This is a genomic window from Arthrobacter sp. 10N44_2, assembly GCF_056394385.1.
On sequence record NZ_JBFTHT010000005.1, the window covers coordinates 220,469 to 240,480 of the forward strand.

At 67.1% G+C, this 20,012-nt stretch carries 18 protein-coding genes; 7 read left to right on the top strand and 11 right to left on the bottom strand.

All coding sequences use genetic code 11. The annotated features are described in order from the left end of the window. Positions 1–219: 219 nt before the first annotated feature. Positions 220–1,677, bottom strand: a complete 1,458-nt coding sequence (locus AC1DBX_RS08375; protein ID WP_476872725.1) for a benzaldehyde dehydrogenase — start codon at positions 1,675–1,677, stop codon at positions 220–222. Between the two features lie 188 nt (positions 1,678–1,865). On the opposite strand from AC1DBX_RS08375, the gene AC1DBX_RS08380 reads away from it, so the two are divergent. Beyond that, the gene (locus AC1DBX_RS08380) at positions 1,866–2,411 is read left to right on the top strand and encodes a flavodoxin domain-containing protein (protein WP_223914120.1); all 546 of its coding nucleotides are present in this window, start codon (positions 1,866–1,868) and stop codon (positions 2,409–2,411) included. Between the two features lie 3 nt (positions 2,412–2,414). On the opposite strand, the gene AC1DBX_RS08385 is transcribed toward AC1DBX_RS08380, so the two are convergent. The 3 genes from AC1DBX_RS08385 to AC1DBX_RS08395 form a co-directional block, all read right to left on the bottom strand. Then, positions 2,415–3,107, bottom strand: coding sequence for a hypothetical protein (locus AC1DBX_RS08385; RefSeq protein WP_476849027.1), 693 nt, complete (start codon positions 3,105–3,107; stop codon positions 2,415–2,417). A 76-nt stretch (positions 3,108–3,183) separates the two neighbouring features. Then, positions 3,184–3,822, bottom strand: coding sequence for a hypothetical protein (locus AC1DBX_RS08390; RefSeq protein WP_476872726.1), 639 nt, complete (start codon positions 3,820–3,822; stop codon positions 3,184–3,186). Positions 3,823–4,159: 337 nt separating this feature from the next. Beyond that, positions 4,160–4,381 carry a hypothetical protein gene (locus AC1DBX_RS08395; protein WP_230009052.1) on the bottom strand — a complete coding sequence of 74 codons (222 nt, stop codon included), beginning with the start codon at positions 4,379–4,381 and terminating at the stop codon, positions 4,160–4,162. Between the two features lie 606 nt (positions 4,382–4,987). Between AC1DBX_RS08395 and AC1DBX_RS08400 the strand changes: the two genes are divergently transcribed. Further along, positions 4,988–5,341 carry a hypothetical protein gene (locus AC1DBX_RS08400; RefSeq protein ID WP_476849025.1) on the top strand — a complete coding sequence of 118 codons (354 nt, stop codon included), beginning with the start codon at positions 4,988–4,990 and terminating at the stop codon, positions 5,339–5,341. A gap of 305 nt (positions 5,342–5,646) precedes the next feature. Here the strand turns inward: AC1DBX_RS08400 and AC1DBX_RS08405 are convergent, their stop codons facing one another. The 4 genes from AC1DBX_RS08405 to AC1DBX_RS08420 all read right to left on the bottom strand — a co-directional run bounded on the left by AC1DBX_RS08405 (position 5,647) and on the right by AC1DBX_RS08420 (position 11,692). Beyond that, on the bottom strand, positions 5,647–6,360 hold the full coding sequence (locus AC1DBX_RS08405; RefSeq protein WP_476931520.1) for a hypothetical protein: 714 nt from the start codon (positions 6,358–6,360) through the stop codon (positions 5,647–5,649). A 91-nt stretch (positions 6,361–6,451) separates the two neighbouring features. Then, complete coding sequence (locus AC1DBX_RS08410) at positions 6,452–8,011, bottom strand: FAD-dependent oxidoreductase (RefSeq protein ID WP_230007967.1); 1,560 nt, start codon at positions 8,009–8,011, stop codon at positions 6,452–6,454. After that, positions 8,008–10,299 carry a molybdopterin oxidoreductase family protein gene (locus AC1DBX_RS08415; RefSeq protein ID WP_476931521.1) on the bottom strand — a complete coding sequence of 764 codons (2,292 nt, stop codon included), beginning with the start codon at positions 10,297–10,299 and terminating at the stop codon, positions 8,008–8,010. The genes AC1DBX_RS08410 and AC1DBX_RS08415 overlap by 4 nt, the downstream gene beginning before the upstream one ends. Before the next feature lies 1 nt (position 10,300). Next, the gene (locus AC1DBX_RS08420) at positions 10,301–11,692 is read right to left on the bottom strand and encodes an MFS transporter (protein WP_476931529.1); all 1,392 of its coding nucleotides are present in this window, start codon (positions 11,690–11,692) and stop codon (positions 10,301–10,303) included. 319 nt (positions 11,693–12,011) lie between these two features. Between AC1DBX_RS08420 and AC1DBX_RS08425 the strand changes: the two genes are divergently transcribed. Continuing rightward, on the top strand, positions 12,012–13,424 hold the full coding sequence (locus AC1DBX_RS08425; protein ID WP_476856529.1) for an MFS transporter: 1,413 nt from the start codon (positions 12,012–12,014) through the stop codon (positions 13,422–13,424). A gap of 105 nt (positions 13,425–13,529) precedes the next feature. Here AC1DBX_RS08425 and AC1DBX_RS08430 read toward each other — a convergent pair whose 3' ends face one another. The 3 genes from AC1DBX_RS08430 to AC1DBX_RS08440 form a co-directional block, all read right to left on the bottom strand. Continuing rightward, positions 13,530–14,261, bottom strand: a complete 732-nt coding sequence (locus AC1DBX_RS08430) for a glutamine amidotransferase (protein WP_476851866.1) — start codon at positions 14,259–14,261, stop codon at positions 13,530–13,532. Positions 14,262–14,357: 96 nt separating this feature from the next. Beyond that, positions 14,358–16,211, bottom strand: a complete 1,854-nt coding sequence (locus tag AC1DBX_RS08435; protein WP_476859105.1) for an acetyl/propionyl/methylcrotonyl-CoA carboxylase subunit alpha — start codon at positions 16,209–16,211, stop codon at positions 14,358–14,360. 147 nt (positions 16,212–16,358) lie between these two features. Further along, positions 16,359–17,081 carry a Maf family protein gene (locus AC1DBX_RS08440; protein ID WP_476931522.1) on the bottom strand — a complete coding sequence of 241 codons (723 nt, stop codon included), beginning with the start codon at positions 17,079–17,081 and terminating at the stop codon, positions 16,359–16,361. Positions 17,082–17,215: 134 nt separating this feature from the next. Here AC1DBX_RS08440 and AC1DBX_RS08445 point away from each other — a divergent pair, with 134 nt between their 5' ends. The 4 genes from AC1DBX_RS08445 to AC1DBX_RS08460 form a co-directional block, all read left to right on the top strand. Continuing rightward, on the top strand, positions 17,216–17,383 hold the full coding sequence (locus AC1DBX_RS08445; RefSeq protein ID WP_223914108.1) for a hypothetical protein: 168 nt from the start codon (positions 17,216–17,218) through the stop codon (positions 17,381–17,383). Continuing rightward, positions 17,380–18,156, top strand: a complete 777-nt coding sequence (locus AC1DBX_RS08450) for a cytochrome b N-terminal domain-containing protein (RefSeq protein WP_476931523.1) — start codon at positions 17,380–17,382, stop codon at positions 18,154–18,156. Before AC1DBX_RS08445 ends, AC1DBX_RS08450 begins: the two co-directional genes overlap by 4 nt. Continuing rightward, entirely contained in the window at positions 18,153–19,106 is a 954-nt protein-coding gene (locus tag AC1DBX_RS08455; protein WP_476856524.1) for a hypothetical protein, read from the top strand. Before AC1DBX_RS08450 ends, AC1DBX_RS08455 begins: the two co-directional genes overlap by 4 nt. Before the next feature lie 82 nt (positions 19,107–19,188). Then, positions 19,189–20,012 (top strand): 13E12 repeat family protein (locus AC1DBX_RS08460; protein WP_476931524.1); only part of this gene is annotated, 824 nt, incomplete at its 3' end.

A 20,012-nucleotide genomic window follows, 5' to 3' on the forward strand; every position in this document is an offset into this window, starting at 1 on the left:
TCGAACTTAGCGGCATGAAGGATCCTCGGGACCAGCCGGAACACAGGGAGCCGTAGCCGGCCCGGCGCTGGGGGCGGTGCACTTCGGGCTGACGGGCGGACCGGCTCCGGCCATCGTGCGGGCAGATCGGGGCGAATGACCGCCGGACATTCGCCCCGATCTGCCCGCGGAGTCCGGCTCCGCGCCATCTGCGGCGTGGAACTCCCGCATTTACCCGGCCTAAAACGGGTACGGCGCGATGTCCGGCCGCACGGTCAGCCACTGGATTTCCGTGAAGGATTCCATGTTGGCGTGATGGCCGCCGATCCGCGAGCCGTTGCCCGAGTTCTTGACCCCGCCGAAGGGCGAGTTGGCCTCGTCGGATACGGTCTGTTCGTTGATGTGGACCTTGCCGGAGTCGAGCCGGTCGGCGATCGTCATGGCCATGCCGACGTCGCCAAGAATCCCGATGGAGAGCCCGTATTCGTTGTCGTTGGCCAGGGCCACGGCCTCGTCCACGGTGGAGAACTTCATCACCGGCGCCACGGGGCCGAAGATTTCGTCCTTCCACGCAGGGCTGGCGAGGTCGAGGTCGGCGAGCACGGTGGGCTGGTAGAAGCGGCCGTCGTGGCTGCCGCCGGCGGCCAGGCGCGCGCCGCCCTGCACCGCGTCCTGAACGATCGTGTCCACCCGGTGGAGCTGCTTCTCGTCGATTACCGGGCCCAGCGCCACTGTTCCGCTCTTTGGGTCGCCTACCGGTAGATGGCGGGCCTTTTCCGCCAGGGCGCTGACGTAGTCCTCGTAGATGTCCTCGTGCACGATATGCCGGCCGGACGCCATGCAGATCTGACCCTGGTGCATGAAGGAGCCAAACGCGGCGGCGGAGACAGCTTTGGGGAGGTCGACGCCGGGCAGCACGATCATTGCGTTGTTCCCACCGAGTTCCAGGTGGGCGCGCTTGAGCAGCCGGCCGGCCGCCTCGCCCACTTTGCGCCCTGCCGCCGTCGACCCCGTGAAGGCGATGACGCGGACCTCGGGTGCCTCTACGACGGCCGAGCCGATCTCGGCGCCGCCGGGCAGCAGGGAGAGCAGGCCGGGCGGAAGACCCGCCTCCTCGAACACCCGGACCAAGGTGACGCCACCACAGACCGCAGTGCGCGGGTCCGGTTTGAGCAGGACGGCGTTGCCAAGGGCCAGCGCCGGGGCGACTGCGCGGATGGAGAGGATCAGCGGGAAGTTGAAGGGTGCAATCACCGAAACGACGCCGACGGGCCGGCGCCGGGCGAAGGACCAGCGGCTCTCGTTTGAGGTCAGCACGTCGCCAGCCGGGAGTGAGGGCAGGGCGGAGGCGTCGTAGCATTCGTTGGCCGCGATGTGGGTTTCCAGCCCGGCTTTGGGCGGGATGCCGCCGGATTCGCGGACGATCCAGGCCTGGATTTCCGCCGAGTGTTCCTCCCAGAGTTGTCCCGCGCGGCGGAGCACGGCGGCGCGGTCTTCCGGGTTGCGGGCGGCCCAGTCCTTTTGCGCTTTCGCGGCTACCGCGGCGGCTTCGCGGACATCCTCCACGGAGGCCACGCCATAGCGGCCCAGCGTTTCTCCGGTGGCTGGTTCGACGGCGTCACCGGTCCCGCCGCGCCCGGGCCGCCAGCCGCTGAGGTAGATCTTGCCGTCCCAGAGGGCGGAGTCGAGCAGGGACATGTTGCGTCCTTTCATCGAGGGTTCTGCTTGTGTACCGGCCGGTCGAAACAGAACCGCACCGGGCCTTCGTCCATCTCATGTCGGTAGGCCGCCGCCGTCAAGAGTGCGGGCGTCAAGAGGGCCGTGCGTCGCCGCCCGCGGGACCTTCGGCCGTAGTGCGTCACAGCCGGGCGAGGTCAACTTGGCACATGGCCAAAATCTATATCCCCTACGGGACTGTCGAAGGACAAACCGCGCAGATCGTGGAGTACATCGCCGAGGTGGTCCGGGCGAACGGGCACCAGGCGGAGACGGCGGACCTCAAGCATTCCCCGGACCCTCTTCCGGGCGGCTATGACGGCGTGATCGTGGCGGCCTCGGTGCACGTGGGAAAACACGAGGGGTACGTCGCAGACTTCGTGAAGAAGAACCGCGCTGAGCTCGAACGCTTGCCGTCGGCCCTGGTTTCGGTGAGCATGGCCGCACACGGAGACGAGCAGACCGCGGAGGGCTACGTGGAGAAGTTCGAGCAGGACACGGGCTGGCGGCCCGCCCACGTCGGGTTGTTCGCCGGCGCCGTGCTCTATACCCACTACGGGTTCATCAAGAAGCACGTCATGAAGAAGATCGCCAGCGACAAGGGATCCCCGGACACGGACACGTCCCGTGATTACGTGTACACCGAGTGGGACGGCGTCCGGCGCTTCACGGAGGACTTCCTGGCCCGGTTCGCCGAGCCGCCCGCCCAGCCGTAGGGCTCAGGAGTAGGCGTACGGCGGAACCGTGTCGCCGGGGGTGAAGGGTATGAACCACTGCTCGAAATCCAGACTTGCGGCGTCGTCCTCGAGAACGTCAAGGTTGTCGGAGTAGAGCGCGTCACTGTCGGCATCCTCCAACAGGACTTCCTCGACGTCGGCCCGCCAGTCCTCCGGAAGATCCAGTTCGTAGATGTCCTCGGTGATTTCCGCCTGATCGAGCAGGCAGCGGACGGCTAGTTCCGCTGCAAGGCAGCCGGGGGCGGTCCAGCCCCGGACCAGCGACGCGGTGACGTCGGCCGCGACCACGATGAACTTCTGGGTGAACTTCGCGTCGTAGCTGGCGGCGAACTGTGGCGGCAGCGAGGACAGGACGGAGGTCCCGGCGATGTCGGCCGGCGTGAGAACATCCAGCGTGCTGAGCGTTCCGAGATCGCGGAACAACTGGTCGATCAGAATGCTGGACGAGTTCCACAGGAGTCCGGCCAGCAGACGGGTCTGGCCCACGGCTTTGCGCCGGTCTTCGGAGGAGACGGAGGCCATTTCGGCCAGGTCCTCGGGATCAAACTGGAGCCGCTGCTCGGCTGTCATGTCGTCCGGGTGGGGGTCGAGCCCAAGCAGTTCCAGGCTCAACCCGGTCAGCTTCCGGGCGTCGGCCAGCAGTTCTTCGGTGATGTCGTCGTCGTCGGCGCTCATGGCCCCGATGCTACCCGCCGTTGGCCCGCGGCCCGATTTGCGTTACGCGGCCGGGTTTGGCGGCGGTGCGGCAGCCTTAGGCGGCCGCGGGGTGGATGGTTCCCGACGTCGAACCCGCCCTGGCCATCCGGACGGACAGCAGATAGGCGATCCCGCAGGCCAGGGGAACCAGGCTGGCCGCGATCAGCGATCCGACCGCACCCGACCTTCCGATGATCGTGATCAACAGCGGCAACACCCCCAAGCCCACTAACAGCCAGCCGGCCAGTGCGGTAACTTTCAGGCCGAGGATTGCGGCCGGGAACGCCAGCGCGAGAACGCTGACGGCGATGAGGGGGCCGTTGTCGTTGAGGAAGGCGCTGAGGGCAGCGGGGTCGAAGGCGAGCCACACGCACGCGGCAATGAAGGCCGAGGCGAGGGCGAGCAGCAGGGGAGCGGTTGCCGCCGGCCAGAACCAGGCCGAGACCGCGAGGATGAGCATCGGAACCACCCAGGCGAGCGTGATCAGCGTTCCGGATGATCCGCCCGGGTCCTGCATCGCGAAGCCGCCGATGAAGATTCCCCCGATGATGGTGAACGCCGCCATGACGGCCGCTCCCGTGCGCGTCAGCGCGGCCGCCCGACGTTGCGGATCCTTTTCGCGCGACATGACAACGCCCATCACGACGGCGAACACAATGATCGCGCCGAGCGCCAAAATGACCGGGACGTTCATGGGATGCCTCCTGCGGCTGAACGGAACCTACGTTCATTGCAGCCCCGCCCCTCGGCCGTGCCAAGGGGAGAAAGGCCCGCTTCGGAGCTAGTGGAGTTGCTGAGTGCCCTGAACTCCGGGCTTCCCGATTATTGTTCAACCCAGATGGCGTGGGACAGCCGAACCGTATGTGGCAACTTGGCCTGCCCCGCAGTCCGGGGTGGCCGGACGCACTATACCGAGAGGGGAATGGGATGCACCTCGTCCGCAGGGTGACCCGTGCGGTCATGAATGCGCTTCACAGCATCCGCGGCTTTAATGTTCCTCTTCGGGGGAATGGTGACCGCCTGCTCCAAAGTTACGGACGGTTAAACTCCTGCTGCCACCGTGCCTTATCCCACCTCTCCTGCAGCTTTCGGTCCATGGTCCATTTACTCTCCCATGTGTCGAAGTTGGCCTTGAAGGTGGGCACGTAGTAATTGGAGCCCTTGCGGTGGGTTCTCTTCTTGAGTCTCAGCAAGAGGCCGAGCAGGATCCACACTGCGATGAGAATTACGACCAGGAAGAATACTGTCTCCACGGGCAACCAGTCCTCGAAGGGGTTTAATGCCCCCAGTTTAATCCAAGTAGCGCCGGATAACGAAGCATGCCGCTTCCCACCGGCAGTGCCACTGCCCGTACCGTTGTCGCACGAACAGGAGTTCTGTTCGCCGGTAGGGAAAACAGGTGAGACCTTCGTCCTTCTAAGCCCCCAAGTGTCGCAAGCGTGCGTCTGACTGACAATGGCCGGACTCGGACTCGGACTTGCCCGACGTGCGGTTACAGCTGGCGGGAGGTTGGTGCACTGCGTTTCAACAAGGTCCGGGCTCCCCAATTCACGCACGACGTCAAGACCAGGACGGGGATTGCATTGGTAGAGCATGACCGCTTCGAAGTAGCGATCGATATTCCCACGCTGACTATGTCCGGGCTGCCCTGTACGTGTTCGTTCCGGTGTGGTTTGGTAGGCGGCGTACCCCAAGCGGAGGGTCCACGCCAGAGCACTCACGGTGGTCGGGCCTCTCCTCAGTTCCTTCTCATCATCCGGCCCGACATTGTGATGACCATGAGGACGACAACTCACCTGCGGGGCGATCAGGAAAAAAGACCTCTACCTCCTGGTGCGTCGAAAATGCATAATGGCGTCATGTTCCTATTCGTGCTAGTAGCCATTTTGCTGCTGGTCTTGTTTTGGCAATACATCGTGGCTGGGATCGGCCTGTGGGTGCTCGTGCTGATCATGCGCACCTTGATCAATTGGACGATCGCCGACCCCAAGCCGAACTACCGCCGGGAGCACGTTCAGACCCGGCCTGTGGCCAGGCCCGTCCAGGCTCGCCCTGTTGCCAAGTCCATCCAGACCCGGCCAGCGGCCAAGCCCAGGCCTGCCCTCGAGTTGCCACGGCCCGACTATCTGCCCAGGTGGACTGCCAGCCGCCGGCTGGATGCCGCCCGCGAGCATGCCCAGTGGCAGAAGAATTTCGACAACGCAGCGCAGTAAACCCCGCCGGCCCGGGGTCTAAAAGGGGTAGCGGGGCCGCATCGGTGTCCGGCGGAGAGCGTATTCCGGGGCGCCGGAACCATGGCCCGGTCCAGCTGTGCCTCGCGGGCACCGATGGCGGAAACCCCGCGGATATAGTTCGCCGCCACGCCCAACACGGCTGCCCGTTCACCGATACGCGGGCAACGTTTCTGAACTGGGCCTCAGGCTTGTTCGACCTTGCCGACCACACGCCCGATTAGCTGTAGGTGGTAAACGTACGACCCACACCTGGTACCGGCAACATTGTTGTTGCGCACGCGGAGTCAGTCGCCCATCTGCGACGTTGCCGACCAGTACCACGTGTGTGAGGCGGGATAAGGACGCCGCCTCGTTCGTGGGGTGAAGTCCTCGTCCGTGGCGTCGACTATCTTTAGCTGGCCGCCCTCGTCAACCATCCTCGCAAGGTCGGCCCTGCTCAACTGCTCGGCCAGCCTCTGCCGGACTGCCTCGGTCACCTCGAAGAGGCGATCGTCCACTGTTTCGACGAGTTCGCGGAAAAGCTCCACGAGCGGAGGCGGCAGCGTCTGCGACGCGGTCATTGCCGACACATCCCGCACTCGAAGGGTTGAGGCATCGAGGACACCCACCGGAAAAGTTGTCGCCACGTTTGATTGCGAGTGCGCAATCGTGGTGTTCCTGAATGCCCCCACCAGCTGGTGAATGTCTAAGAGCTCATCGGGGATGGCGATGTGGTCGGTCAGTGGCTTGCGCACGTTCGAGTGGAAGTAGGTGCGGCAGTATGCGACGACGGCGAAGGCGATCAGATAGGCGCCCGCGTCCTCGAGCTGAGAGCCCTCCCCACGGGACTTGATCGCGAGATCGAGCGCATGGCGAGCTTCAGCAAGATCCGCCCCGTAGCTCGACAACTCGACGAACAACCGAGCATCTGCGGAGTCCGGTACCGTCACGATCTTTAAAATTGATTCCTCAGCGCTGTTCACCGGACCATCATCGCCGAGATCGACTACCGCGGCCATCGTTGCGACATGTGTCGCATTGTCGGGCGGACGCCAGACACAAGATGCTGACGGCCTTCGTCGGTGTTGGGGCGCAGCAGTGGCCGGATGATCAGGCAGCCGCCCCCTGAAAGTGGGCCTCGATGATGCCCTTGATGTCCTCGTGGCAGCCGCCGCAGCCCGTGCCGGCGCGGGTGGACGCCGATACCTCGGGCACCGTTCCGCAGCCCTCGGACACGGCCGTAGCAATCGCCGTGCCGCTGACGCCGGCGCACCGGCAGACGGTCCGGGCGGGGTCGGCGGCACCCGCGGAAGCGATCTGGTCCGGCCCGTCCAGGCGCAGCAGCAGTGACCTGTCGGCGGGCAGTTCCGCGCCGCGTTCGAAGAGCTGCACCAGCTCGGCCGAGGTTCGCGGCATGCCCACGGCCACGAGCCCTTCCAGCACGCCGGCGCGGGTGGTCATCTTGACGTAGCGGCCGTGCTCGGGATCGGCCCACTGGGCGATCTGCAGCCGGGGTCGGCCGTTCACGGCCCCTGAGTTCAAGGCTTCCTCGTCCCAGGGATCTGCGGACACGTCCCCGGCCACGGCCATGTTCATGCCGCGGGCCTTGAGCACGATCACGCCCGGCAGTTCCGCCGGCAGGGACGGCAAAGCCTCGGCCTCCGCCTCGGGCCCGGACGCCAGCAGGGTCAGATAGTCGGCGAGCCATTCGGCCTGCCGCCAGCCCGGGCCGACCAGCCCGGAGGGTCCCCTCGCAGTCCGGCACTGAACGCATTCGGGGTCCGGGCAGCGGACCTCGGCGCAGTCGCCGATCGCGAAGATGTGGGGCTCGTGGTGGGCGCGGAGCTTGTGGTCCACCAGGATCCCGGCACCGGTGGAGAGCCCGCAGCCCTCCGCCAGTTCGGTCCGCGGCCGGACACCGCAGGAGAGGACCAGGAGGTCGCCGTCGATCGCGGAGCCGTCATCCAGCAACAAGGCGGAGAAACCGCCGTCGGGCGCGTTGTGTTCGACGCCGACCGAGCGGGCGTTGCCGGCCACCCGCACGCCGCAGTTCCGCAGGGACGCCGCGAGCACGGCGCCGCCGCCGCGGTCGATGTTCCGGCCCAAGGGATGCGGGCCGTTGTGCACCACGGTCACCGTGGCGCCTTCCTCGGCCGCGGCGAGGGCCGTCTCCAGGCCCAGCACACCGCCGCCCAGGACCACCACGCGCTTGCCGCCGGCCACGGCAGAGTGCAGCACGGACGCGTCGCGGAGATCGCGCAGGGCGGTCACGCCCGGCGGCAGCACCGGCGCGGCCGGGTCCGGATTGAGCCCGGTCAGGTTGGGGATGACCGGCCGTGAACCGGTGGCGAAGACGAGCCGCTCGTAGCCGGGGGAGGTGCCGTCGCTCAACAAGACCTGCTGCCGGGCGCGGTCCACGCGGCGGACGCGGACGCCCAGCCGGACATCGACGCCGTCGGCCACCAGTGCCGCCGCGTCCGCGAGGGCGAGCGCGGCCGGCGTCGTCCGGCCGACGCCAAGATCCGCCACCAGCACTCGGTTGTACGCCGCCTCGGACTCTTCGCCGACCACGGTCAGGTGTGCGATGCCGCTGCGCACGGCCGGCAGCAGCTCGTCGATCAGCCTCGCGGCGACGGGCCCGAAGCCCACCACCACAATCCGCTCAGTCATGAGGTCTCCTCTGCTTGAAGAACGCGGGCTGGAACGCCGCTGTGCTTGCCGGCCAGGGCATCCAGGGAAGCTGCCGGGCGGATCCACACTTTGCTGGTCTTGAACTCGGGCATCCCGGAAATGGGGTCCGTGGCCGCCTCCGTGAGCCGGTTGGCGCTCTCGAGCTCCGGGAAGTGGAACGGCAGGAACACCGTCTCCGGCCGGATGTCCGTGCTCAGTTCGGCGCGGCAGCTGACCACGCCGCGTTCGTTGGAAATCGAGACGTAGTCGCCGTCGGCGATGCCCTGGGCGGCGGCCGCGGCGGGGTGGAGCTGGAGCCGCGCCTCCGGCTGTGCCTCGGCCAGGGCGGCCACCCGGCGGGTTTGCGCGCCGGATTGGTAGTGCTCCATCAGGCGGCCGGTAATAAGGGTCATCGGCGTGCCGGGACGATCGTCGCCGGCCCGGTCGGCCCGCTGGTCCTCCCGGCGGTCCGCCGCGGACGGGACGCCCGCAGAAGTAGAACGACGCCGGGGCGTCACCGGCGTGAACACTGCCCGGCCGCCCGCATGGGCGAAGGCGTCCAGGAAGAGCCGCGGCGTGCCCGCGCTCCCGGCGGGGTAGGGCCAGTAGGCGGCCTCGCCGCGGTCCAGCATGGCGTAGTCGATCCCGGAGTAGTCGGCCAGGCCGCCGGAGGACGCGAGCCGGAGCTCCTCGAACACTGTTTCCGGATCCTCGCTGAAGGTGGACGGCGCGTGCAGCATTTCGGCCAGCCGGGTCATGATCCACAGCTCGCTGCGGACACCGGGCGGGGGAGTGAGGGCCCGGCGGCGGCGGAGCACGCGGCCCTCGAGGTTGGTGAGGGTTCCTTCTTCCTCGGCCCACTGGGTCACCGGCAGGACCAGGTCCGCCTCGGCGGCGGTCTCGGAGAGGAAGAAGTCGCACACCACCAGGAAGTCCAGGCTGCGCAGGCCCGCGATCACGGCATTCGCATCCGGGGCGGACACCGCCACGTTGGCGCCGTGCACGAAGAGGCACCGGACGCCGTCGGGCTGTCCCAGCGACTTGAGCAGTTCGACGGCGAGAAGGCCGGGGCCGGGAATCAGGGGTTCGGGCACGCCCCAGACCCTGGCCATGTGGGCGCGGGCGGCGGGATCGGTGATCTTCCGGTAGCCGGGGAGCTGGTCCGCCTTCTGGCCGTGTTCGCGGCCGCCCTGGCCGTTGCCCTGGCCGGTGAGCGTGCCGTAGCCGCTGCGCGCGGAGCCCGGCAGGCCCAGCAGGAGGGAGAGGTTAATGGCGGCCGTGGCGGTGTCAGTGCCGTCCACGTGCTGTTCGACGCCGCGGCCGGTGAGGATGTAGCTGCCGCCCTTGCCGGCGCCGTCGGCCAGCCGCCGGGCGGTTTCACGGATCAGCCCGGCGGGGACGCCGGTGATCGACTGGACCCGTTCGGGCCAAAAGCTTCCGACGCTGCGGACCACGGCGTCATAACCCGTGGTCCGGTCCGCGATGTATCGCGCGTCCGCGAGGCCCTCGTGGATCACCGCGTGGGAGATGCCCAGGAGCAGGGCGAGGTCGGTGCCGGGCAGCGGCTGCAGGTGCAGCCCGCCGCCGTCGGAGGTGAAGGCGGCGGTGGCGGAGCGCCGGGGGTCGACGACGATCAGGCCGCCGGCGTCGCGCGCCCCCTTGAGGTGCTGGACGAAGGGCGGCATGGTCTCGGCAACGTTGGAGCCGAGCATCAGGATGGTGCTGGCGGTGTCGAGGTCCGCGAGCGGGAACGGGAGCCCGCGGTCCAGGCCGAAGGCGCGCATGCCGGCCGCGGCGGCCGAGGACATGCAGAACCGCCCGTTGTAGTCGATCCGTGAGGTGCCCAAAGCCAGCCTGGCGAACTTGCCCAGCTGGTAGGCCTTCTCATTGGTGAGGCCGCCGCCGCCAAACACGCCGACGGCGTCAGCCCCGTGCTCGAGACGGGCCTGCTTTACGGCGGAGACGATCCGCATGAGGGCCTCGTCCCAGCTGACCGGGTGGTGGACGCCGTCGGCGCCCTTCAGCAGGGGCTCCGTGACGCGGCCCGGGTGGTCCAGCAACGAGGCGGAGGTCCAGCCCTTGCGGCACAAGCCGCCGCGGTTGGTGGGGAAGTCCCGTCCGGCGACTGTCAGGAGCGGCGCGGACGTTGGGGTAGTGGCGGGGCCCGGTGCAGCGTCTACGGGGTCTGACCCCGGCTGGACAGCCGGGGTCAGAGCCGCTGGAGATGTGAGCGTCATGGCGCACTGCAGAGCGCAGTAAGGGCAGTGCGTGTCGGCGCTTTTGGTCATGTTAGACGTGTCCCATCGCATTTCGGTTGGCGTTGCGGATGTAGCAGAACCAGCAGACCACCAGCATCAGCACGTAGGCCCCCACGAAGCCGTAGAACGCCGAGGTGTAGGAACCGCTGGCGGTGTTGGAGGCGTTGAGGACCTGGGGGATGATGAATCCGCCGTAGGCGCCGATGGCCGAGATCAGGCCGAGGGCCGAGGACGCGAGCCGCTGGGTGGTGTGCGTGCTGGCCCCGGCGCGGGCGGCCCGGCTGGAGGTGGCGAAGATGATCGGGATCATGCGGTAGGTGGCGCCGTTTCCGAAGCCGCTGGCAGTGAAGAGGAGCAGGAACAGGAAGAGGAAGAGCCAGAAGTTCTTCAGCGGCAGGGTCCAGAGCATGGTGAGGGTGATGACGGCCATGGCGGCGAAGGCGGCGACGGTCATGCGGGCCCCGCCCATCCGGTCTGCCATGCGTCCGCCGTACGGGCGGGCCAGGGAGCCGACCAGCGGGCCGAGGAAGGCCAGGGACAGGGCCACGGTGCCGACGGAGATGGAGGAAAATGCCGGGAAGTAGTCCTTGATGAGCTTGGGGAAGACGCCGGCGAAGCCGATGAAGGAGCCGAAGGTGCCGATGTACAGCAGCGCCATGATCCACAGGTGCGGCTCTTTGACCGCGGCCAGCGAACCTGCGACGTCGCCCTTGGCGCTGGTGAGGTTGTTCATGTACTTCCAGGCACCAAAGGCTGCCAGCAGGATCAGCGGAATCCACATGAACCCTGCGACGGGCAGGTTCACGGTGCCGGCTGCCAGCAGGGTGATGGCGATCGGCACGGCCAGCTGTGCGACGGCGGCACCGAGGTTTCCGCCGGCGGCGTTCAGGCCCAGGGCCCAGCCCTTTTCCCGTGCGGGGTAGAAGAAGGTGATGTTCGCCATCGAGCTGGCGAAGTTGCCGCCGCCGAAGCCGGCCAGCGCGGCCACGAACAGCATGACGCCGAACGGGGTGGCCGGGTTGGCGACGCACAGGCCCAGGCCGATCGTGGGGATCAGCAGCAACAGGGCGGACACGATGGTCCAGTTGCGGCCGCCGAAGCGGGGAACCATGAACGTGTAGGGGATCCGGAGCGTGGCGCCGACGAGGCTTGGCATGGAGATCAGCCAGAAGATCTCGTTGGTAGAGAATTTGAAGCCGGCGGAGGGAAGCTGGACCACCACGATCGACCACAGCTGCCAGACCACGAAGCCCAGGAACTCGGCGAAGATGGACCAGTTCAGGTTGCGCCGGGCGATCGAGCGGCCGGCCGACTCCCACTGCTCCTTGTTTTCCGCATCCCAGTTGGCGATCCAGCGGCCGGGCCGGTGGTCGAGGGTAAGGGTGCCGCCGGTACTGGCGGCGCCGACCTCTGCGGTGCCGATTTCGGCGGTGCGTTCAGCAGTCACTTGGGAGACCTCCTTGGGGGGTGATGTCCTTCAAAGGTAGGGACGCCGCGTTTCCGGGACGGACGCGGTTTATTAACGCGCTGTGACTTTTGCCTATCGGGGCTTTTATGACGGTGTGAGAATAGGTGTGACGACCACCACGTGAGACAACGACACGAAGTCCAAATAGCGGACTATTTGTCCATTGACTGGACGGTGGGAACTATTATCAGACGTATACGAATCCCTAGCCGGCGGTCCCGGGCATCGGGCTCTTGGGGAAATATCCGACCGGTCTTCATGAAAGCGTTACTACATGTCATCCACTGCCACCTCCGCGGAGCATGGGTCCACCAAGCAGGTGAATTCGCGCGGCCGCGTGATTGTCGCCAGCCTGATCGGTACCACCGTCGAGTTCTATGACTTCTACGTTTACGCCACTGCGGCCGTGCTCGTTTTCCCGAAGCTCTTCTTCCCCGGGCAGAACGAGACGACCCAGCTGCTGGCATCCTTCGCCGTGTTCGGCGTCGCCTTCATCGCCCGCCCGCTCGGCTCGGTCATCTTCGGCCACTTCGGTGACAAGTTCGGCCGCAAGGGCACGCTCGTGGCTTCGCTGCTGACCATGGGCATTGCCACCTTCCTGATCGGCTGCCTGCCGACGGCAACCGTCCCTGGCTGGACCTTCCTGGCCCCGGCACTCCTCGTGGTCCTGCGCTTCTGCCAGGGCCTGGCCCTCGGCGGCGAATGGAGCGGTGCGGCGCTGCTGGCGACCGAAAACGCCCCGTCGAACAAGCGGGCCATCTACGGCACGTTCCCGCAACTGGGGGCCCCGATCGGCTTCATCATCGCCAACGTGATCTTCCTGGTCTTCAGCTACACCCTGACGCCGGAGGCCTTCATGGAATGGGGTTGGCGGGTGCCGTTCCTGCTTAGTGCCGTCATGGTCATCATCGGCCTCTATGTTCGGCTCAAGCTGATCGAAACCCCCGCTTTCACCAAGGTCCTCGAATCCAATGAGGTTGCCAAGCTGCCGCTGGCACGGGTCTTCAAGACCAGCTGGCGCCCGCTGATCCTGGGCACGTTCATCATGCTCGCCACCTACGTGCTCTTCTACCTGATGACCACGTTCACGCTGACCTACGGCACCCGGGCGTCCAGCCTGGACACGGCGAAGGCCGCCGCCGAAAAGGCCGGCAAGCCGATGACCGAGGCCGCTGCCGCTGCGTTCGTCCCGGGCCTGGGCTACAGCCGGAACGATTTCCTCTGGATGCTGATCGCCGGTGTCGTATTCTTCGGTATCTTCACGCTGGTCTCCGGCCCGCTGGCCGAAAAATTCGGCCGCCGCAAGATGCTGATTGTTGTAACTTTCGGCATCCTCGCCTTCGGCCTGCTGTTCGTTCCGCTGTTCAGCGCCGGATTCGTGGGCGCCATGGCGTTGCTGATCATCGGCTTCTCGCTCATGGGCCTGACGTTCGGTCCCATGGGTGCGCTCCTGCCGGAGTTGTTCCCGGGCAATGTCCGCTACACCGGCTCCGCCATCAGCTACAACGTCTCCAGCATCCTGGGCGCTGCCGTGGCTCCGTTCATCGCCGTCTGGCTCTGGGAACTGGCCGGTGGCAGCACCGTGCTGGTGGGTGTCTACCTCGCCGCCATGGCGGTGCTGACGCTGATCGCCCTGTTCGTGAGCAAGGAAACCCGGGACCTCGACTACACCAACAACGTAGCCTGACGTCCGGCCCTCTTTCCTGACAGAGGAAGCCCGGTGTGTTCATTGAACACACCGGGCTTCTGCGTTTTGCGGGGCTGCGGGGCCAGGCTTCAGCGTTGGCGGGGCTCAGCTCGCGTAGCGCTCCACAAAGTTCCGCAGGATCTTCATCGGTTCTGTCGCAGTGAACTGCCGGGCGTCATCCATGAGCATTTCGGCCGATTCCGGCGGGAAGTAGCCGGCATGGCGGTAGATATCGATCCTGGTGACGAGCCCTTCAGCATCGAGCTCGGGGTGGAACTGCGTCGCGTACAGGTTGGTCTTGATCCGGAACATGTGCACCGGGCAGGCGGCCGAGCTGGCCAGCAGCACCGCATGGGAGGGCAGGACGGTGCAGGCTTCCTTGTGGCCGGTGAACGCCGTAAAGCTCTCCGGCAGCCCGCGCAGGAGGGGATCCTGCAGCCCCTCCGCCGTCAGTTTGATGGTGACGCCGCCGAGCCCTTCACCGTACGTCCGGTCGATCACGGCGCCCTGGTGCAGTCCGAGGGTGCCGACGCCGTAGCAGGCGCCGAGGAACGGGAAGTCCTCGGCCACGATCCTGTCCAGCAGCCCGGCGAGTTCGCGCTCCACCCGGTGCTGGGTGGCGCTCTTGTGCTCGGCCGGGTCGCTGGACGTAAAGGGACTGCCGCCCACAATGACGCCCGAATAGTCGGACAACTCAAGCGTTGGCAGCGGGGCGGCTTCCATCCGGATGCGGTGGAGCTGCTCGGGCCGGAGGCCGCAGTAGCGAAGGTAGGCGCGGTATTCGTCCTCGGCGGCGGTGTCCTCCGCGCGCGAGGCGAGGAGCAGGAATGGCTTCACACTCCAAGTCTCTACTGGCCGGTTGCGGACGCGCCAGAGGCGCGCCCGCAACCGGCAGCGGCGCCGGCCGTCCGCCGTCGCCGTACCGTGAGCCGCTTACTCCGCGGCGCCGTCCTCGATCATGGCGATGATGGCGCCGGCGGACACGGTCTCGCCGGCCGCTGCGGCGAGGCCGATGACGATGCCGGCGCGGTGGGCGGTGAGCGGCTGTTCCATCTTCATCGCCTCGAGCACGACGACGAGATCGCCCTCGGCGACCGTGTCACCCTCGGCGACGGCCACCTTCACGATGGTCCCCTGCATGGGGGAGGTCAGGGCGTTGCCGCTCGCGGCCGCGGGTGCGCCGCCACCCCGGGAGCGCTTCTTGGCCTTGGCCGGCTTTGCGCCTGCGGCGTTGCCGACTGAGCCCAGCGACGCCGGCAGCACGACTTCCAGGCGCTTTCCGCCGACCTCGACGACGACGCGCTGGCGGTCACCGGCGTCGGCCGCTTCAGCCTCGGTGCCGGTCGGGGTCCAGGCCGGAATGTCATTGACGAAGGCCGTTTCGATCCAGCGGGTGTGGACCTTGAAGGGGCCTTCGGCCGGTGCGAAATCGGGATTGGAAACCACCGCGAGGTCGAACGGGATGACGGTGGGGATGCCCTCCACCACCATTTCCTCCAGTGCCCGCCGGGAGCGCTGCAGGGCCTGGGCGCGGGTGGCGCCGGTGACGATCAGCTTCGAGAGCATGGAGTCGAAGTTGCCGCTGATGACATCGCCCTGCTCCACGCCGGAATCGACGCGGATACCGGGACCGGTGGGGTTTTTCAGTACCGTGATGGTGCCGGGGGCGGGCATGAAGTTCCGGCCCGGGTCCTCGCCGGTGATGCGGAATTCGATCGAGTGGCCGCGGACTTCCGGGTCGCCGTAGCCGAGCTCCTCGCCGCGGGCCAGCCGGAACTGTTCGCGGACGAGGTCGATCCCGGTGACTTCCTCGGAGACGCAGTGCTCCACCTGAAGGCGGGTGTTGACCTCGAGGAAGGAGATGGTGCCGTCCTGGCCGACGAGGAATTCGCAGGTGCCTGCGCCGAGGTAGCCCGCCTCCTTGAGGATGGCCTTGGAGGATTCGTAGAGCCGGCGGTTCTGTTCCTCGGTGAGGAACGGGGCCGGGGCTTCCTCGACGAGTTTCTGGTTCCGGCGCTGGAGCGAGCAGTCGCGGGTGGAGACCACCACGACGTTGCCGTGGGCGTCGGCCAGGCACTGGGTCTCGACGTGGCGCGGGGCGTCCAGGAAGCGCTCAATGAAGCACTCGCCGCGGCCGAAGGCGGCGGTGGCCTCGCGCACGGCGGATTCGAAGAGTTCGGGGATTTCTTCGCGGGTGCGGGCCACCTTGATGCCGCGTCCGCCGCCGCCGAAGGCCGCCTTGATGGCGACGGGCAGGCCGAACTTGTCCACGAAGTCGAGGATTTCCTCGGCGGATTCGACCGGGTCGGCGGTGCCGGGGACCTGCGGGGCGCCAACCTTCTCGGCAATGTGGCGGGCCTGGACCTTGTCGCCCAGGGCAGAGATCGCTTCGGGGGAGGGGCCGATCCACGTAATGCCGGCATCGATCACCTTGGCGGCGAACTCGGCGTTCTCGGCCAGGAACCCGTACCCGGGGTGGATGGCGTCCGCGCCGGACTGGCGGGCGACGTCGATGATCTTGTCCATCACCAAGTAGGACTCCGCGGCGGTGTTGCCACCGAGCGCGTAGGCCTCGTCCGCGAGCCGGGCGTGCAGCGCGTCGCGATCGGGGTCCGCGTAGACAGCCACCGAGGCGATGCCTTCATCGCGGGCGGCGCGGATGATGCGCACCGCAATTTCTCCGCGGTTGGCGATCAGCACCTTGGTCAGCCGGCGGATGCCCGCGGCTGTAGATGACTGCGTTGATCCCGGCACGGTGGGTGCGGACTGCTCCGAATTTGCTGACAAGGCGTCTCCTTCTTTCCTTCAGGGAGCCTAGCGCGGTTTTGAGGGTTCCGCCGATATTACTTGCGGATTCCGCGCGTATACGGCCCTTCCTTTGTAGGGTTGCCACAAAGGGCGGCGAATTGGCTCACTCCGCCACGCATTCCGTCGTTACTCGGCGCGGACGTCCGCCGGGTCCACAGCCCCGCCGGTCCAGAGCTCGGTGATGCCCACATTCGCCTGGCCGAGCAGGGCACGCAGGGTGGAGATGGAGAGCCCGACGACGGTGTGGGGATCGCCGTCGACCTTGCGGATGAATGCCCCGCCGTAGCCGTCGATCGTGAAGGAGCCGGCGCACTGCAGCGGCTCGCCGGTGGCGATGTAGGTCTCGATTTCCCCGGCGCTCATCTCCATGAAGTGCACCTCGGCCGAGGACACGGAGCCCAGGGTGGCGCCGGTGCCGCGCGCGCCGTCGTCGCCGTCTGTGTCGTCGTTGGTGTCGGTGTCTGCGTCTGTGTCAGCGTCTGCGACGGCCGTGTCGCGGCAGTCCACGAGCCAGTGGCCGGTGTGCAGGACGCCCATGCTGCCGCTCATGCGGAGCATACGCTCCCGGGCGACGTCGGCCGTGTAGGGCTTTCCGTGGGCCTCGCCGTCGAACTCGAAGACCGAGTCGCAGCCGATCACGATTGCGCCGTCCGCCTCGGGCAGGGACGCGACGGCCTCTGCCTTGGCCCGGGCAAGCAACAGGGCCGTGTCATGCGGATCCGTCACGCCGTAGCGGGCCTGCACGGCGTCCTCATCCACGTCCGAGACGAGTACCTCGTGGGCGATGCCGGCGTTGTGGAGCAGCTTGGTGCGGGCGGGGGACTGGGAGGCAAGAATGAGGCGGGTCACGGCTCCAGCCTAATCCACGGCAGCACAGCAACACGGGGTCCCGGAAGGGCGCCTAAACGGGGCAGAAGACCCTGTCTGCGGATACGTGACAGTGGTGGAGTTGAACCGGCATCCTAAAAAGAATCGAGCAGCTCATGTCTGGATGGCTCGTGGCAAGCGTTGGCATGGTTGGTGATGGAACATATTTTGGCTGGGACGGCTTCACCATCCAATCCGGAAACCTGATCGTGATCGTCGTGATGATCATCTTGTTCATCCTGGCCTTGGTCCTGCCTTTTCCCGGAGGGAAGCGGCGGAAATGACTGCCCCCGCAACACCGGGACACGGCGCGCAGGTCGATGAAACAGACGCCCGCACCTTGACCGGCAGGGCCCGCCGGTGGCTCCTGAGGAAGCTTCCGCCGGACAAACTCTTGCCCGAGGACCAGCCAAGCTTCGTGGCATCCTGGGCGTACGTATTCGGCATGGGGGCCATCGCGTCCCTGCTGTGGATCATCGTTTCCGGGATCGTGCTGGGACTGAACGGACCCCAGTGGTATCACGTGTCCTCGCTGGGGAGTTTCGTCAACAGCACGCATTTGTGGAGCGTGGAGTTCTTCTTCATCTTCATGGTGGTGCACCTGTGGTTGAAATTCTGGATGGCGGCCTGGCGCGGGGGCCGGATGCTGACCTGGATCACCGGCGTGATCTCCTTTGTTGTTTCCATCGTGGCGGCCTTCACCGGGTATCTGCTCCAGACGAACTTCGATTCGCAGTGGATTGCCTTTGAAGCGAAGGATGCGCTGAACGCGGTCGGCGTAGGCGCTTGGTTCAATGTGGCCAACGTCGGTCAGCTCTTCACCTGGCATGTCACGCTGCTGCCCTTGGCCGTGGGCGCTGTGGTGGTCCTGCACGTCCTGCTGGTCCGGGTCCACGGCGTTGCACCTCCACTGGATGCCGCGGAGTCCGACGCCCAGCTGCTTCACAACCGCCCGGAGGCCACCGAACCTCCGGAGGCCACCGAACCTCCGGAGGCCACCGAACCTCCGGAGGCCTCCGAACCCAGGGGCACAGAATCCGGGGGCGCAGTGCAATGACCAGAAAAAACAGTAGTACCTCCTGGCGGAAGGCAGACGACGTTGCCAGCCGGCCCTGGACGGGCAGCGTCCGCGAATATGACCTCATCAAGGAACTGATCATCGGCGTTGTGGTGGTCGGCCTGCTCGTGCTCGGTGTGTCCGCCATCTTCGGGTCCCCTGATGAGCCCAGCGTGAGCCTCAAGGCGTGGGCCACGGCCGCCCCGGCGGATTTCGTTGGCACCGCTGCAAAGGAACTGGCCGGCACCAGCGATACTGCCGGATACGGGCCGCCCTACAACTCGACCCCGGACGCGACGCAGAAGATCGGCCCTGTGGACCTTCAAAGCCTCTCCGGCGTCCGCCTCCCGGTTGATACCGCCAATGACTTCGTGATCGCCCCGCTGGCGACGCTGCCGTCGCCGCCGGCAGAGCTGGCGAGCTGGACGGCCGCCACGGATCAGCAACGCTCAGCCTGGGCAGCTGCCTATTCGGACGCACTTGCCGCTGCGCCGGATAACGACCCGGCCCAGGTGGGCGACGGCGACTATGGCCCGGTCCCTGCACTGACCGGAGCGCTGCTGGAGATGGCGCGCCAAGGCAGTCTGGACGGCGTGCTGCAAAGCGGCGGAAACTTCTACAACATGGACTACACGCGCGGCCTCCTCTTTTTGGGCGACGGCGGCTACTTCCCGGATCTTGCGGCCAGCCAACACCTCTCCGGGGATCAGTGGGGCGTGATGAACGAAACCGGCGATACGCCCGGGCAGTCCTGGTTGTGGCTCTTCTCGCTCCTTTACCAAGTGGAACCGTTCAAGAGCTCGCCCAATGCCGATGCCCTCGTCGTCGTCACGATGTTCGTGCTGACTGCGTTGCTGGCCCTGCTGCCGTTCATCCCCGGACTACGGTCGCTGCCGCGGGTGATCCCCCTCCATCGCCTGGTCTGGAAGGACTACTACCGCAACCGCTGAGTCCACCGGCAATCCGTGACGCCTAGCTTCGGCTGAGGAGTACAGGCGCGTTATTGTCGGGGGTCCCTGAAACACTGGATTCATGGACGGCAATCAGGGGCCCGAAGTGGCTCCGGCAGGATACGGCGACGGTGGCTTCAGCCGGGCCGGGAGCGGTGCGGCCACCATTCCGGGCACCGCGGAGGCAGCCTCCGCGGAGGTGGCGGGCCGGCTGGACGGCGGGCCGGTGGGCTTAGGCTGTCCGCCCACGGACAGTGCCGGGATCATTGACCGGATCCGGGAACTGGAAGACTGGAAATCCGCCGCGTCCGCGGAACAAGCCCGGCTCGCCGTGGCCTTCGACCTGCTCCAACGCCGCGACCAGGCCGCCGCCGGCGTCCCGGCCGAACGGCTCGGCGCCGGGGTCGGTGCGCAGATTGCCCTGGCCCGGCGCGAATCCCCGGCCAGGGGCGGCCGGCTCCTCGGCCTGGCCAAAGCCCTCGTGACCGAGATGCCGCACACCCTCACCGCGCTCGAAACCGGGCAGCTGAACGAATGGCGCGCCACCCTGCTCGTCCGTGAAACCGCCTGCCTGACCGCCGCGGACCGGGCCGCCGTCGACGCCGACCTCGCCGCCGACGCCGGGACGTTCGCCGGGGCCGGTGACCGGTCCCTGGTCGCCGCGGCCCGGGCCGCCGCGTACCGGCGTGACCCCCGCTCCGTCACCGAACGCGCCGCGCACGCCGCCACCGAGCGGCACGTCAGCCTCCGCCCGGCCCCCGATGCGATGACCTGCCTGACCGCCCTGCTGCCCGTGACCGCCGGCGTCGCCGTCTACAAGGCCCTCACCGGGCACGCCGACACCCTCCGCGCCGCCGGGGACCCGAGGGGCCGCGGGCAGCTCATGGCCGATGCCCTGGTCGAACG